Source organism: Campylobacter massiliensis (assembly GCF_014253065.1).
Classification (GTDB): domain Bacteria; phylum Campylobacterota; class Campylobacteria; order Campylobacterales; family Campylobacteraceae; genus Campylobacter_A; species Campylobacter_A massiliensis.
Genome location: NZ_JACLZK010000002.1, coordinates 615021 through 630620 on the forward strand (window position 1 = coordinate 615021; position 15600 = coordinate 630620).

The window sequence follows — 15600 nt, forward strand, 5'->3', positions numbered from 1 at the left end:
TAAATTTTACTAAACGGCGACGTCGCCGAGCTTTGCGTTGGTGGCTTCTATTAAGCTTTGCGGCGCGATTTTTATCTGTTTTCCGCGCACGCCGGCGCTTACGTAGACGTAGTCTTGTTTTAAAATCCTCTCGTCAAAAAACGTTTCAAACGCCTTTTTCATCGCTATGGGCGAGCAGCCGCCGCGGATGTAGCCCGTCACTTTTTCAAGCTCTCTTAAGTTTAAAAGTTCGCATTTTTTATGCCCGCTTAGCCTTGCAAGAGCTTTTAAATTTAAGCTCAAATCGCCCTGTATGCACGCTACGACGTAGCCTTTCGGTTCGCATTCGCAGACGATGGTTTTGTAGATTTTTTCTATTTGCTCGCCGCAAACGGCGGCCACGTGAACGGCGCTTAGATCGCTTTCGTCCACTTCGTATTCGACTAGCTCGTAGGGGATATGTTTGCCGTCTAGAAACCTCGCGACATTTGTTTTATGTACCATTGCCTTCCCATTTTTCAAAAATTTAAGATATAATTATAGCTAAAATTTTAAGGAGAATAGATGGCTGAAGAGACACAAGCTAAAAAAAGCAACAGCTTAGTTTTAATCATAATCATCGTTATTTTGATACTACTTTTGGTGGTCGGAGGGTTGCTTGCGTTTTTATTAATGAGTGGTAACGACGACGCTACGCAGGGGCAAACGGCACAAGCGCAAACCGAGCAAGTCCAATCAGCGACACCAAAAAACACGGCAGGCAAGCGCTCAAACGACTACATAAATATGGGGCCCGTTTATCCGCTCGATCAGTTTATCGTAAATTTACTTAGCGAAAGCGGTTCAAGATACCTAAAAACAAAGGTCGATCTAGAGCTTAGCGCCGAGACGCTAACGCCTGAAATAGACAAGAAAAAGCCGCTAATCAGAGACATCATCGTATCTACCCTCTCGTCTAAAACGTATGAAGAGGTAAGCACTCAAAAAGGCAAAAACCGCCTCAAAGACGAGATAGTCGACCGCCTAAACGAAGTTTTGGCCGACGGTCACATAAAAAACATCTACTTTACCGACTTTGTGGTGCAATGATCGGCATAGATATCGTAGCGATCTCGCGAATCTCAAGGCTTAAAGAGCGGCGGGGCGAGGATTTTTTGAGATATTTTTTGAGCGACGACGAGATAAATATCGCAAAAACGGACGCTACGATAGCGGGATTTTTCGCAGCTAAGGAAGCTATCAGTAAAGCTCTTGGCTGCGGGATCTCGGCTGAGTTTTCTTTCTTTGACGCACAAATTTACAAAGACGACAAAAACGCTCCAAAAGTAAAACTCTCAGAAAAAATCATAAAAAATTTTAATATAAAAGACGCGCAAATCACCATAAGTCACGACGGCGGCTTTGCTATCGCCGCGGCGATACTGCAAAGCGCGGATTAGACTTTTAAATTTAGCTCGGATATGGGCTGAAATTTACCGCTAAATAAAATCATGATTTAGCCAAATTTAACAACCGCTACAAACCCTGTTTTACTCGACAAACGCAAGCTAAATTTGATACTGTTTTTATCCGCGCCGATTTTTTACATTGCTCAAATTTAAGCCCGCAAACCCAACCGTAGCCGCAATTTTAATCGCACTGCAGCACCAACCAGCTTTTATAAAACTTCTTCTCGCGTAGATCGCTTTTTCTGATCCACAGATAAATTTTACCGTAATCGCACTACATCATCTCGTTTTCATCATTGCTGCCAATCTGTAGCAGTAGAACCCGCTCGCCGATGTTTTGCCTAGTTTTTCAACCCACAAAACTTCGCTAAAATTTATCTGCGCTATAAACCGAAGCGGCTCGCCGGTTTGTTCGTTCACGAGCCACGGCTCGCTGAATGGTTCACCAAATTTCGACGCGCCTAGCCCTATTTGCCGATCGGCGCTTTCTTTTGCCGAAATTTTCACCGCATTTTTAGCATAGTTTTTTATCTCCTCAAATATACGTCCGAGTCCGTATTTTTCATATCTTGCGCGTAAATTTTGCAAATTTTCAAATTTAACGCATCGCGGTAAAAAGTTAGATAAATTTCACTTCTGCAAAGTCGGCAAATGCCAACCAAGATAATACGCCGCAAGCCTAAACACGACGCCAAACGCAAAAAGCCCCATCACCCAAAACACGCTCGTAAATCCCGCATAATCCATAGCAAAATAAATCAGCCCCACGACGATGCTAACCGTCGCGTAAAGCCCGGTTTTAAGACACCAAGGGATCTCGTTAAACAGCACGTCGCGTATCATGCCGCCACCCACGCCGTTACAAAGCGCGAGTAGCACGACGCCAAAGACGTTGTAACCAAACTGCAGCGCCACGATCGCTCCGACGATAGAAAAGCTCACCAGATCCACGGCGTCGGTGGTGACGAAAAGGAATTTTTTCTCGATATCGCTTCGTTTGTGCAGGCGCAAAAACGCCGAGAGAAAGAGCATCGCCATAACGATGATGCACGGAGCATAGTGCGTAAACGAATACGGCGGGCGCGAGACGATAGCGTCGCGCATAAAACCGCCTCCAAGCGCGGTCAGAAGTGCGGCGATAAAGATACCCAGCCAGTCGCAGTCGCGCTTAACCGCGAAGATAAAACCGCTCGTGGCTGCGGAGGCTATGCCGATGTATTCGGCGACGAGGAGCGCAGTCATTTTTAGCCTTAAGTTTTTAAACGAGATTTTACATTTTTAAAATAAAAAAGTAGTTGAATTTAAATGGGATTTAGCACATTAAGCAGTTTTGTAAACTTGGTTGCTAGATAAAATTTAGCTTAGTGCAGGCCATTTGCTGTTTAAATTTCAGCTTGCAGACTAAAGGGCTTTAAGCCTTAGCTCAAATTTTATTTTATAGGTAGATTATGGACAAATTTAGGGCTTTTGGCTAGACTAAGAAAATAGCATAACGCGACACAAATTTGGAGCGTAAATTTCACCGCTTAAACCAAATGCTTCAAAAAATATCTGGCTAGATTAGTTAAATTTAGCTTGCAAAAATAGAAACTTTTATCAAATTTCACGGCAAATTTGACTATACTCAAAAATCACCCTAAATTTGCCACACTTTATGATTTTAAAGCTTTTGTGTCAGACAAATTTGCTCAACCCCCAAATGAACAAAACCGCTGTTATAAAAAATCAACAAAGATAAGAGTATGAATTTGTCGTTAATTTTTATATATGACTAGATTAGCAAGCAAAAAATAACCGGTTAAATAAGTTTGTCATGGACAAATTTACAGCAAAATTTATTTCAAAAGTATTTTAGATTTGAAGTTAAGATTTTAGGATATTTAAAAAGCCCGCCATCAAAAGACGACGGGCTAAAATGCTTAATGACCAGCAGCTATATTGGCGTCAGTTAAATTAACACCACCAACCAAAGTGCCTATCAAATGCACCTCAGTATCCTCTATTGTACCAGATGAGTTTTCATCGTATACAGATAAAAGCTTGGTCACATCATTTCCTTTAACAGCAACTACAGACTTGGTATCAGCAACAACATTAGTTTTAAATGTTTTTCCAGAAGCCGCAAATAGCTCGCCAAAATGAACAGGATTGCTTCCGACTTTGCCATAAAATTTATCAGCTATATTACCATTAACGGTTGTAGTATAAATTTTACCGTTTTCTATGGATTGCTCCGCATCCTCCGCAACCGGGGTTGTGCTACTGTCAGTACCACCCCAACCTTTAAAGTATAGCTTATCTTGAGTAGCATCGAAGCCATTTATCTCCAAGGTACCCACTTTGTTGCCAAGCCCAATAGTGTCTGCTTTACCGTTTGCAGCACTATCATCAGCATTTTTAAGATTGATGGTAAGCTTTTTGGTGTTATAGTCCAGCTTGTGTAGCTCTATATCACCGCCATCGGTACTCTTTAGAGTAAGGTCGTTAATAAGCTTCATAGTATCGTCGCTACCATTCTTTACGGCATTATATAAAGCAGTAAACCCTTTATGGCTCATAGTATCACTAGTTGTTTTTATCTCAACTTTTTCTATACTATCAAAAGAAACCTTTCCAGTATTGAGTGTTTCTACTCCAATCTTGTTTGAGGCACCTACATTGGCAGTAGTTGTTTGATCATCCTCGACTGTTATAGTATCTATTGCATCTTTAGTTCCTGCTAATTTTACGCCGTTTGCATCAACAGTTTTAGTTATACCGCCTTCGAGTTTTTCTACAGATATAGTCTGAGCATTGTCTGCAGTCTTGTTTGTAAGGGTATATTTATCTGCTGCGACATCGCTAACGACATATTTATTATTGCCCACTACAGCTTCGGTCTCTACATATCCAGCTGCTCCTTTTAGGAGATTTTTGCCTTCAATGACTTTGTAGTGAATAACCGCATCGTATGCAGGCTTGGTGGCGTTTGTGAAATTAAATTCTACATCGCCGATTTTTGCTTTAGATATTGCAACATTTGAGATATCAAAAGCGTTGTTAAATAATACAGTATTACTGTCTAACGTTAGCTCATTATGAGCATCTACCTGTATCTTTTCTACCGTACCGCTGCCATCTGCTTTTAGCAACAGACGCCCACCATCAGTGTTAATCGTTTTGGATATCTTTGCTAGCGCCAGCTTTGAATCAGACTCATTGGCTTTACTCCAAGCGTCACTAAAGCTCGCAGAATCTTTTAAAGTATAATGATTGCCATCTTTTCTAACCGAAATAACTCTTTCGTTGTCATCAAGAGAAAACATATAATTATCGCCAGGAAGTATTTGCACTATTGAGACTTTATCTCCACCTTTATTTATAACCCAGAAATCACCTTGCTTACCAAGGAGCAGCTTGTCGTTTACTACAGGAACTTTTATCTGATCTAGATTGTGAACAGAAATATTTTTCTCTATATCCTTAATAATAGGACCTTGTTCAAATTCATATTCATTGGCTCCTCCAACATCGATTTTGGTGATTTTATAATCCTCAGAGCCTGCGACTTTAACTATCGTTGCCTTATAAGCATCGGAAGCAGGCGCGGCAGAATTTAGCTTAAAGCCACTACCATCAACTACGGCATCTTTGATATTGTTGTAACTATCGTTTACGTCGGCTTTTAGCGCAAATGCATTGGTGCCGTCTTTATGTGCAAACAGTACCTTGCCATCTTTGGATACAAAACTAAACTCTTTTGTTCCGTTTTTAGCTACAAAGCCATCTTCTCCTGTCTTTACGATGATTTTATCGTTAAATTTAGCATCGGAGGTGCTAGGCAGGGCGGTAGTCTGAGCGTCTATCTCATATAGTTTATTGTCAGTTTTGCTAACTACCAAAGTACTACCTTCGGCTAATGTAGCATCGGTAATATCGACAGTATATTTACCGTCTGCGCTCTTGTATACCGAGCCATCTTTCGTTAAAACCACAGAGTTGAGTTTATCCGCTACTGCGGCTACATTACCAGCATTCGCCTCATTGAGTTTTTGGGTAGCTTCTATTACTTTGGCTTCTGCGTCAGCTTTTGCGGCCGTGGCTTTATTTAGAGTCTCTTGAAGTTCGGCATTATCAGGATCCTGGTTTTTATTGTTCTGTGCGGCCTTGACCTCAGCATCCCTTAGATCGACTATCGCTTTTGCTGCGTCAAGATCTTTTTGAGCTACATCCTTATTAGCTTTAGCTATACCTGCTTTATTTGCCTTTTGAGAACCTAAAGCGGTATTATACAGACCATCTTTAGCATTTTTGTTGCCATTGGCGGTAGTTAGCTCACGACCAGCATCGGTTTTTAGAGCGTCATATTTGGCACTATCAAAATCATCATCTAGTTTGCCTATGCCTTGTTTTGCCATTAGTTTAGCGATTTGTTCGGATATCGCCTTTTTTTGGCCATCGGTATATTTTGGATCGCTAGTAATAGCAGATTCTATTTTTTTCAAGCTATCATTGGTTCCTGCTGCAAAAGCACCCTCAAAAGCGTCCTTAATAGCTTTAGCCGCTACAGCGTTATCGTCAGCTTTTGATTTCTCATCAATCGCTTTTTGAAGATCTTTATCAAGTTCTTGTTCAGGTATTCTAGCTTCTGCGTACACTTTTTTAGCCTCAGCTAGTTTTTCTTGCTCATCGGCTACTTTTTTTATCTCGTCAGCTACTTTAGCTTCACCCGTTACTTCAACAAGCTTTTTTTCGTCCAATATTTTGGCAAAAGTTTTTACTATCTCTTTTGCTTTCTCTAAAGCTTCTTTTTGCGCCTCTGTAGTAGATGGATCGTCTATCTTGCTTTGGATATAATTTAAAGCGTCTTGTTTTATTCCGCCATGGCTATCAACGCTGTCTTTAACCGCATCTTTAACGTAATTTGCCACAAGCTTATCTGTTTGCGCTTGTTTTGCTTCTTCCTTTGCAGTCTCGAGATTTTTCTGGGCTTGTTTTACAGCCTCTTCTCTTGCTTTTTGCTCTTGCTGCTCCGGAGTAAGAGGAGTAGAACCGCTACCTGAGCCACCGCCTGAGCTTCCGCCGCCACCAGGAGTTGGCGTAGGTGTTGGAGTTGGGGTTGGAGTATTTGCGTAAATATCAGTAGTAGCAGTCGTTGCATCAAGAGCTTTTTCAGCCGCATTAGCATCGACAGATGGGAATACAGATTTTGTGATCTGAGCTAGTTCTTTGTTGCTTAGTACGGTTAAATTTGCTTTCATAGCTTCTTGTTTAATAACTTGAGCTATCTGAGTAGGCGTGCTAGTATCTTTTATATTTTTTAGTACTGCAGCAAAGCCGGCTATCTTTTCAATTATAGTTCCGTTGCTTGGAACGTTTTCGATAGCTTTATAAGCTATCTCAGCTGCTTTTACTTTATTTAGGAATAAATTTTGAGCTTTAAGCTCTTCAGGTTTAGTGTATTTATTATTCGTAGAAGCATCTAACATCTGAGATACGATAAAAGCTTTTGACTTGCCATCTTTAAGATGATCTATCCAAAATTTAGAGCCTTCCGGATCTTGGGCGATTGTTTTACCAAATAAATTTGAATAGATATGATTTACAAAGTCCACATCGGCATCTTTACCTGCAAAGTATTCTTTGGCAGGGGCTGAATTTAGCATCTGTTCTGCCACTTGGCTTACATTTAAGCCTTGTTTATTGGCAAGGTCTAGCCAAAATTTATGTCCTGCCCCTTCCGGAACTCTGTTAAACATAGTGATATATAAAGCACTGATGTTATTGCTTGTAACTGACATTCTGTCTCCTTATTTGAAATTTGAAATACGCGCGCATTATAGCAGATTTTTTAACTTTTTACAAAAACAAAACAAATTGTATCTTTAAGCTTTTGTTTTGTTGATATTGAATATAAGTTAACCGTAAAAATACATGTTTTATTGTGTATTATAAATTTATGCCAAACTTGCATATTGCGGTTTTAAGCAATATTGGCATCGCTTAGCATCACGCCTTTATCCCCGCTAGCAGCTCCATTATCTAAAACACCCACCAAATGCAATTCGCTACCATCTATCGTATCGACTCCCGCACCTTCTGCGTTATCCACTTGGTATATCTTGGTAACATCACTTCCCTTGACAGCTATTATGGATTTTCCAGCTGCTGTTACGGCTGTTTTAAACGCTGTGCCCGAAGCAGCAAACAGCTCGTCAAACTGTGCTCCCGCATAGTTTTTGCCACTTATCGCATCGCCAGCGTCAGTAGTATAAATTTTGCCGTTTTCGACGGTTGCTCCAGCGCCCAATGTGACCGGAGCGACGTTTTTATCAGTAGCTCCTAATGCGCTAAAGTCTACTTTGTCTTGCGTCTCAAAGCCGCTTATTGCCAGATTTCCTATTTTACCGCCAAATTTGATAGTATCTTGCGTGCCGCCGACCTTCAAATTTACGCTGAGCTTATTGTCGCCAAACTCAACCTTGGTAAGGTCTATCGCGCCGCCGTTTTCACTTTTTATAGTTAGATCCGCATTTAGCTTGATCTCTTTTGTGCCGTCTTTATTTATGGAGTTAAATTTATCAAGATATACAAAATCGGCTGGATCTACGTTAAATTCGAATTTTTCTATACTTTCAAAGCTTATTATCCCGCCGTTTAGGCTATTTATGCCTACTTCGTTGGCGCTACCTATGCCGATGATATGTCCAGCACGCACTACGGCCGTATCGTCGTTTTCGCTGCCGACGAGCCTTATACTGCTCACCGCAGTGCCGTTATATTCGACAAATTTATACAGCCCGTCATTAAACTGCTCTGCCGATAAATCATTGTTATTCTCGTCTTTTTCTACTATATTGTATTTATTCTCTCCACCACCGAAAACCTCAAATTTATGCCCGCCCTTTTCAACTTTGCTGTTTACGTAGCCCGTTTCCGACTTTAACATTACTCCACCCATCTCTTTACCCTGGGCGATTTGATAGGTTTTTGCATCGCTATATTTTGGCGCCGGCATAGCCGTGAGAGTAAACTCCAAATTCTCATCATTAAATTTCGCCTTTGCTATCTCCATATCGTTTATCGTCGCAAATCCAAAAGGCGTAGCAGCCACCGGAGTTAGCTCGGCGCCTCCGTTTACTTGAGCCTTTTCTACGTTTCCGCTTCCTGCGGCGTCTAATATAAATTTATCTCCGCTTTCGTTTAAAATTTCAGACGACGCTTTTGCTAGCAAATTTCCCGTAGCGTCGGCCGTTTTTGCGATAATGTCACTAAGATAAAGCGGAGTTTTTAAGACAAACGTATAGTCGGCAAATTTAACAAATTTCACCTTCTCTTGAGTATCAAAAGCATATAACGCTCCATCTTTTTCTATACTTTCAAGCTCGCCGTTTGCCTTGGCCGTAACAGTAAATCCGTCTATCTCGCCGCTATAAATTTTGCCGTTTACTAGGGGGATTTTTAAAGAAGTCATATCTTTTTGCGATATTTTCAGATCGCGGTCTACAGCAAGCTTGTTTGCGCCAAATTTATAATCGCTCGCTCCGTCAAAGGCTTTTATCTTAGAAATTTGATAGCTTTGCGACGAAATTTTTACGATCTCGGTTTTATACGTAGCTTTTACGTCGGCATTTACCTTAAATTCGCCGTTTTGGATTTTTGCCTGCGACATCGTCTCATATCCGTCGTTTACGTCCTCTTTAAGCACAAAGCCGCTGCTTTCGCCATCGTACGCAAAAACCACCTTGCCATCCTTGGATATAAATTTAACCGTGATGGCGCCGTTTTTATAAATAGTTCCACCTTGAGTATCCTGCTTCAAAAGCGGTTTGTCGTTAAATTTTAAAACCGGCGAGGTATTTGAGCCTTCGCTTATCTCGTATGTTTTATTACTATTTTTACCGACTGCTAGCGCCTTGCCGGACGCTACCTCGTCCATACCGAGATCCACGACATACTTACCGTCGTCGCTTTTATAAACGGACGTATCGCCGACTTGATTAAGCTTGATATACTCCTCGCTAGGCTTGACGTCGCCTCCAGGACTAGGCTTAGGCGGGCATATATCGCTAGTGGCGGTAGTTTCTTTTAGAGCCTTTTTAGCCTCATCGATGCTTACCGACGCAAATACTTCTTTTGTGATTTTAGCGACCTCATCATCGCTTAAAATTTGTAAATTTGCCTTCAGAGCCTCTTGTTTTACGACTTGAGCGATATGTACCGGAGGGCAAGCCTCTTTTATATTTTTTAGTATCGCGCTAAAGCCAGCTATTTTTTCATTTATCGTGCCTTTACTTAGGACGTCTTTTATCGATCTATAGGTGATTTCGGCGGCATTTACTTTGTTTAAAAATAGCTTTTGGGCTTTTATATCTTCGGCCTTAGTATAGACATTGTTCGTGGCGGCATTTAGTATTTCCGATACGATAAATGCTTTAGATGCGCCTTTTTCTATGCTATCCGTCCAAAATTTTACTCCATCTGGATCCTGAATGTTGGTTTTGCCGAATAAATTTGCGTAAATATGATTTATAAAATCAAAATTCGTCTCTTTGCCTGCAAAATACTCTTTCGATGCGTCCGTATCAAGCATCTGTGCGGCAACTTGGCTCAAATTTAAACCTTGTTTATCGGCCGATTTTAACCAAAACTCATGCCCCGCACCCTCTGGAGCCCTATTAAATAAAGTAATATACAAAGCGCTTATATCGCTACTAGAGATTGCCATGTCTCACTCTTTAAATTTGAAATTTTACTTATTATACCATTTTTATTTATCCTCAATGGGGTCTTTTTAAACCTGCACTCAAGTACAATATACAAAAAATAGGAAAAATAATATAATACCGCAAAATTTAAAGCAAAGGATAGTCGTGTCGGTCAAAGCAAGTATCGCAAAAAGCGTCGTAAAAGACGCCATCGTCATACCGCAAAATAGCGATAAAGACGTAGTCATAACAGACGAAGATACTTTGCTATCAGATCAAGGCGCAACAGCAAAAGAAAACATTGAAGACGAGACTATGGCGGCCGATATCATTGCCTCACGGCAAGCATCGCTAGACGAAATCCAGCCTCAAGACGCACAAGAAACAGTGTCTGGCGGTAGCGGCGGCTCGGTTAGCTCGGATGGCGTGAGCCTGAGCAAAGTTACATTTACCGAAGGTGGCCATATATCAAGCGTAATTGCAACATACGGCAACTTAGCGTCAAGTCAAACTTCTGAAAGCATCAAAGCATTCGCTAGCGCCGCAGCAAGCGGCATTGCTGAGAATGTTGATTCTCAGCAACCGACGCCAGTTCCGACTCCGACGCCAGTTCCGACTCCGACGCCAGTTCCGACTCCGACGCCAGTTCCGACTCCGACGCCAGTTCCGACTCCGACGCCAGTTCCAAAAGCCCTAAACGTAAGTGCCCTAAGCGATGTTATAGAGGGATCGGGCAATTATCTAACCTTTGCTTTATCCGTAGGAAGCGCCCTAAAAGCTAGGGCAACTACGCTAAATTTTAGCCTAAGCGGCGGGACGGCGGGTGTAGATTACGAGGCGGGTTCTATGCAGTATTCGACTGACGGCGGCCTCACGTGGACTAGCGGAAATCAAGTAGCCATCGCCGATGCCAACAATATAAACAACGTCCAAATAAGAGTAAAAATCATAGATAACGACGGGCACGACGGAGTAAATTTATCCAGCACCCCTACGACGCAAAGCGACAACCAAAACCAAGGCGTAGAGGGCCAATCAAAGCTGGATAGCGACGGCGTCAAATACGAAGACTACGGCATAACCTACAAAGACTACTCTAGAAATTTAACCCTGACCGTCACCACGAACAACGCCGAGATAATAAACTCTAGCGCAACGGGCAAAATAATAGACCACGACGACTACCTAACCATACAAGGAAATGCGCAAACCGACGGCAAGCACATAAATACTGGCACGGGCGATGATACGCTAAATCTTAGCGGCCACGTAAATCATTTCGTCGCAAATACTGGTGCAGGCAGTGATGTCGTAAACACAAGAGGAGTTATAGAAAACTCAGAAGTACATACCGGCGTGGGCGATGATACGGTGACTATAAAAAACTCCGCCATCAAAGGTCAAGACGGCTCAAAAGCCACGATAGATACCGATGAAGGCGACGATATCATAACGGTTGAAAATTCCACACTAGAAAAAGTAGATATCATCGCGGGCAACGGAGAAAACAAGGTAACATTGGGGCAAAATTCCACCTTTAAAGACGTTAGAGTAACGACGGGAAAAGACGCCGATACGATAAATATAGAATCCGACGTGACCGGCTCTACAAACAACAGAAACGACTCCATCATATCAACATACGCAGGCAACGATAACATCAATATAAAATCCGGCGTAACGCTCACCAACGTCGCCGTAAATACAGGCGCAGGCGAGGAAAAGATCGAGCTAGACGGAGTTAAATTTATAAACTCCGAGCTATTTATGGAGGATGATAACGACAAAGTGACTATCTCTAATAGCGCCTTTGAAAACGCTGCGACATCGGGAAATACTGCCGGCATAGGCACGGGCAAAGGCGAAGACGTCGTAACGCTAAACAGCGGAGCCGAGTTTAAACAAGGCACCTACATACACACCGGTACGGGCAACGACGCTATAAACGTAAACGGCGGAGCGATCCTTGATAAAGCCCAGATAAACGCCGCCGAAGGAGACGACGAAATACATATCAACAGCGGCGCGCAGATCCAAAACACCTCACGCATAGCCGGAGGCGAAGGCAACGACACCATAAACCTAAACGTCGGAGCAAACGTCTCGCACTCCGTGATATTTGGAGGCAGAGGCGATGATACTATCAGCATAAAAGCCGGAGCAAATTTTGATAATTATTCCGAAATAAGAGGCGACGAGGACAACGACAAGGTCGTGATAGAAAAAGGAGCGAACATCTCAACCTCCGCCATAAAAGGCGGCAGCGGCGAGGATACGCTAAACATCTCCGAAACCATAGACTTTAGCAGAGTTAAAGACTTTGAAAAACTCGAGTTAGGCGGCGCGGAAAACGACGTTGAAACTACGATAACCGCCGAGGACGTGCTTGATATGACGGATAGCGACAACAGGCTAAAGATAGACGGCGAGAGCGGAGATACGCTACATCTTAAAAACTTTACCCAAGGAAACGTAGGCGCAGACTACACCGAATACAACGGCACGACCCAAAGCGTAACCGTAGAGGTAAAAAACGAAATAAACGTCGATATTTTGCCTTGATACGCCAAATTTAGCTTTCTCGGTTTTGCATACTTTCTAAATTTAGCCCGCTTGCGCGTCAAATTTAAGTTTAGCGATTTGGGTCAAATTTGACGGTTTAAAATTTGACCCAAACTTGCCGTATAAACCAAAGCGCCTTAATTTTACAACCCGGCTTTCTTAAATTTTAACCGCGCTACCGCCAAAACCGACGCGAAACTCAGTTAGCCCCCCGCCGCTTTTGCACGAAATTTTAAACCCGAGCTCCTTGCAAAAAGTTTTAACGATATGAAGCCCGATACCAAAGCCGCCGTTTCGCTCGTCAAACCGCGTATAAAGATCAAAAATCCGCGGCAAATTTTCCTTCGCGATGCCCGCGCCGCTGTTTGATATCGCAAGCGCTGCGGGAGTTAAATTTACGCTTACCGAGCCGTTTTCGTCGCAGTATTTTATGGCGTTGCTGAGCAGATTATCGATGATTTTTCGCGTTTTTTTATAGGACGAGCGTAGCTGCACTTCGGCGATTTGCGTGCTTAGGTTTATATTTTTTTGCTCTAAATTTAGCCCAAAGTACCCGATCCGCTCGCGCACCAGCTCGCTAAGGCTAAAGCTCGTCGCCGCTACGTCCTCTTTGCCGCTAAGTTTTACCAGCGTGAGATCCTCATAAAGCGTCGAGATCGTTTTAGAAGCGGTTTTTATGTTATTTAGGTATTTTTTGGGATCGGTTTCAAACATCTCTATACTCATCAAAATGACGCTAAGGGGCGTGTTTATCTCATGCGTCGTATCCCTGATAAAGCCGTTTAAAAAGTCGATACGACGGTAAAGCGGACGCAACGAAAGCCGGATGATAAAATAAGCTATGACTAAAATAGCAAGCAGTATCATAAACGAGAAAAATATTATCTTGAGTTTTAGCGTAAAGATCGCAAACTCAGGATCCGCGACCTTGACCGCGACGTAGTACTCCTCCTCGCCGAGACGATTTTTGAGATAAAACTGCACTACCGAGCTCGTTCCGTCCTTGTACCTTTGCGGCATGCCTTCGCGCGGCTCAAAGTCGTCCTCGATCTCCTCGCCCGTTTTTAAATTTACGGCAAAAGCCTCGACGTCGTCGAAATCATCGTCGTCTATCTCGCCGTTTTTTTGCAGTTTATTTTGCAGGTGGTGCTGCAAATCTCGCACGATAAATACGTCGCGGTCTAGGATAAAATGCTTCTCGCGCTCATAAAACATCTGCGCAAAAAAAACCAAAAATGCGGCGCTCGTGATAAAATAAAGCAAAAAAATAGGTAAAATTTGACGGTCCCAGAGCGGGGCGAAGGCTTTTTTAACTAATTTTAGAAAGGACATTTGCCGCCTTTTGGATTAAATTTGCGGCTATCTTGCGGACGTAAAATTTGAAGCCTAAAACGGCAAAAATCTTGCGTAAATTTGGATGAAATTTTAGGCCAGTACTCTACTCTTTGTATCTTGGCCGCACTAAAAAGCTTAAACATATTTATAGCCTAGCTTTGATGCGCTAACGATTCGCTCTTTGCCTAAAATTTTACGCAGCTCCGCGATATAAACGCGCAGGCTAAGCTCGCTAGGACTCTCGTCGTAGTCCCAAATTTGAGAATAAATCTCCTCTCTACTTAAAAATTTATCCTGATTTTTAAGTAAAAGCGCCAGCAACCTAGACTGCTTTTTAGGCATCGAGACAACCTTGCCGTCACGAAAAAGCAAGCCCTGATTCATATCAAAGCCCAAATTTTCGCCCAGATTTACCAACTCGTTTTTGTTGTGCACGAAGGTGCGTTTTAGCAAATTTTGTACGCGCAGATGCAGTTCTTTTAGCTCAAACGGCTTTTTGATATAGTCGTCGCAGCCGCTAGTAAAGCCGGTTTGCACGTCATCAAGCGTATTTAGCGAGGTCGTAAATATACAAGGCGTGTTTTTGCCCGCGTTTCGCAGCTCCTCAAGTAGCGCAAAGCCGCTGCCGCCGATGATCTTGACGTCAAATATCCAAAGATCAAAGTTGCTCTCGTAGGCTATATTTAACGCATCGTCGTAGCTTTTCGCGCCCGCAGTATCGTAGCTCTGAGCCTGCAAATACGCACACATCATCTCAAGCAGCATATTTTCGTCCTCGACGATCAAAATTTTACTCATTTTCGCTCCGTTTTCGTTTGTTTTTGTCGTTTTACGGCGTTTTATCCGCTTGATTTTCGGGTTTTATTTATCCTGTTTGCAAGGCTCGTTTGCATCCGAGATTTTCAAAGAGCGCTCAAATTTCGCTACAAATAGATCCTGCGTAAATTTATCAAATTTCATCTAAATTCCAGGGTAAAATTTCATAAATTTACGTCGTCGCTAAAATGCTTAAATTTGCAAAAAGCGGAGCAAATTTTCGCGCAAAATTAAACGAAAATCCGCCCCGCAAAGCCTAAAAAAGGCCGAATTTACTCTTTATTGCGCGGCGTATGAGAGCCTTTGCCGTCTTTATCTTTTATAAATCCGCCCTTAAAATCGTGCTTAAATTTCTTGTGAAAATCATCGTCGTCATCGCCGTCTTTTAGCTCGATATCAAGCTTTTTTGCCTCCGCCACGCTTAGCGCACCCACTTGGGCGTTATAGCCGCTTCTAAACTCGCGCATAAACCGCTCTCTATCGGCGATACTCATACCCTCAAACTTCTTTCTGATTTCGGTTTTTAGCCCGCGTTTGGCCTCTTTGGCTTCAAATTTTAGCTTACCCGCGCGCTTATCTATCTCAAACGCTACCTCGCTAAGCGTCTTAGCGTCGGCGTTTGCGACCATTTTATAAAGCTCGTCGTTCGTGTTATTTTCAAGCGAAGCGGCAAAAAGCCCGCCCGCAACTAACATACTAATCAAAACTACTTTTTTCATTTTCTCTCCTTCAAAAAGATGAGCGAAGTTTAAAGAAAAGTCGTGAAAAAAATG

The 15600-nt window shown here is 42.6% G+C and carries 13 protein-coding genes; 3 read left to right on the forward strand and 10 right to left on the reverse strand.

What is annotated here, in order from left to right; all coding sequences use genetic code 11:
* Positions 1–9: 9 nt before the first annotated feature.
* Positions 10–483 (reverse strand): Cys-tRNA(Pro) deacylase, encoded by a 474-nt coding sequence (gene ybaK / locus H7R39_RS09620; protein WP_185899019.1) that lies wholly within the window; start codon positions 481–483, stop codon positions 10–12.
* Between the two features lie 60 nt (positions 484–543).
* Between ybaK and fliL the strand changes: the two genes are divergently transcribed.
* Together fliL and acpS are read left to right on the forward strand one after the other, a co-directional pair.
* The gene (gene fliL, locus H7R39_RS09625) at positions 544–1068 is read left to right on the forward strand and encodes a flagellar basal body-associated protein FliL (RefSeq protein ID WP_185899020.1); all 525 of its coding nucleotides are present in this window, start codon (positions 544–546) and stop codon (positions 1066–1068) included.
* A complete protein-coding gene (acpS, locus tag H7R39_RS09630) occupies positions 1065–1418 on the forward strand; it encodes a holo-ACP synthase (protein WP_185899021.1) in 354 nt (117 codons plus the stop codon). The genes fliL and acpS overlap by 4 nt, the downstream gene beginning before the upstream one ends.
* 190 nt (positions 1419–1608) lie before the next feature.
* Here acpS and H7R39_RS11665 read toward each other — a convergent pair whose 3' ends face one another.
* From H7R39_RS11665 to H7R39_RS09655, 5 genes are all read right to left on the reverse strand, one after another.
* Positions 1609–1686: a hypothetical protein gene (locus H7R39_RS11665; RefSeq protein WP_185899424.1), complete on the reverse strand. Its 78-nt coding sequence runs from the start codon at positions 1684–1686 to the stop codon at positions 1609–1611.
* 20 nt (positions 1687–1706) lie between these two features.
* Complete coding sequence (locus tag H7R39_RS09640) at positions 1707–2015, reverse strand: YwqG family protein (RefSeq protein WP_185899022.1); 309 nt, start codon at positions 2013–2015, stop codon at positions 1707–1709.
* Positions 2016–2057: 42 nt separating this feature from the next.
* The gene (locus tag H7R39_RS09645) at positions 2058–2669 is read right to left on the reverse strand and encodes a trimeric intracellular cation channel family protein (RefSeq protein WP_122873850.1); all 612 of its coding nucleotides are present in this window, start codon (positions 2667–2669) and stop codon (positions 2058–2060) included.
* 677 nt (positions 2670–3346) lie between these two features.
* Positions 3347–7207 (reverse strand): DUF4214 domain-containing protein, encoded by a 3861-nt coding sequence (locus H7R39_RS09650; protein ID WP_185899023.1) that lies wholly within the window; start codon positions 7205–7207, stop codon positions 3347–3349.
* Between the two features lie 182 nt (positions 7208–7389).
* A complete protein-coding gene (locus tag H7R39_RS09655) occupies positions 7390–10134 on the reverse strand; it encodes a hypothetical protein (RefSeq protein ID WP_185899024.1) in 2745 nt (914 codons plus the stop codon).
* A 145-nt stretch (positions 10135–10279) separates the two neighbouring features.
* Between H7R39_RS09655 and H7R39_RS09660 the strand changes: the two genes are divergently transcribed.
* Positions 10280–12676, forward strand: a complete 2397-nt coding sequence (locus H7R39_RS09660) for a hypothetical protein (RefSeq protein ID WP_185899025.1) — start codon at positions 10280–10282, stop codon at positions 12674–12676.
* Between the two features lie 159 nt (positions 12677–12835).
* Here H7R39_RS09660 and H7R39_RS09665 read toward each other — a convergent pair whose 3' ends face one another.
* The 4 genes from H7R39_RS09665 to H7R39_RS09680 all read right to left on the reverse strand — a co-directional run bounded on the left by H7R39_RS09665 (position 12836) and on the right by H7R39_RS09680 (position 15546).
* Positions 12836–14008 (reverse strand): sensor histidine kinase, encoded by a 1173-nt coding sequence (locus H7R39_RS09665; protein ID WP_185899026.1) that lies wholly within the window; start codon positions 14006–14008, stop codon positions 12836–12838.
* Positions 13996–14154 carry a hypothetical protein gene (locus tag H7R39_RS09670; RefSeq protein ID WP_185899027.1) on the reverse strand — a complete coding sequence of 53 codons (159 nt, stop codon included), beginning with the start codon at positions 14152–14154 and terminating at the stop codon, positions 13996–13998. The genes H7R39_RS09665 and H7R39_RS09670 overlap by 13 nt, the downstream gene beginning before the upstream one ends.
* On the reverse strand, positions 14147–14809 hold the full coding sequence (locus tag H7R39_RS09675) for a response regulator transcription factor (protein ID WP_185899028.1): 663 nt from the start codon (positions 14807–14809) through the stop codon (positions 14147–14149). The genes H7R39_RS09670 and H7R39_RS09675 overlap by 8 nt, the downstream gene beginning before the upstream one ends.
* A 290-nt stretch (positions 14810–15099) precedes the next feature.
* Positions 15100–15546 carry a DUF1104 domain-containing protein gene (locus tag H7R39_RS09680; RefSeq protein WP_185899029.1) on the reverse strand — a complete coding sequence of 149 codons (447 nt, stop codon included), beginning with the start codon at positions 15544–15546 and terminating at the stop codon, positions 15100–15102.
* Positions 15547–15600: the final 54 nt, after the last annotated feature.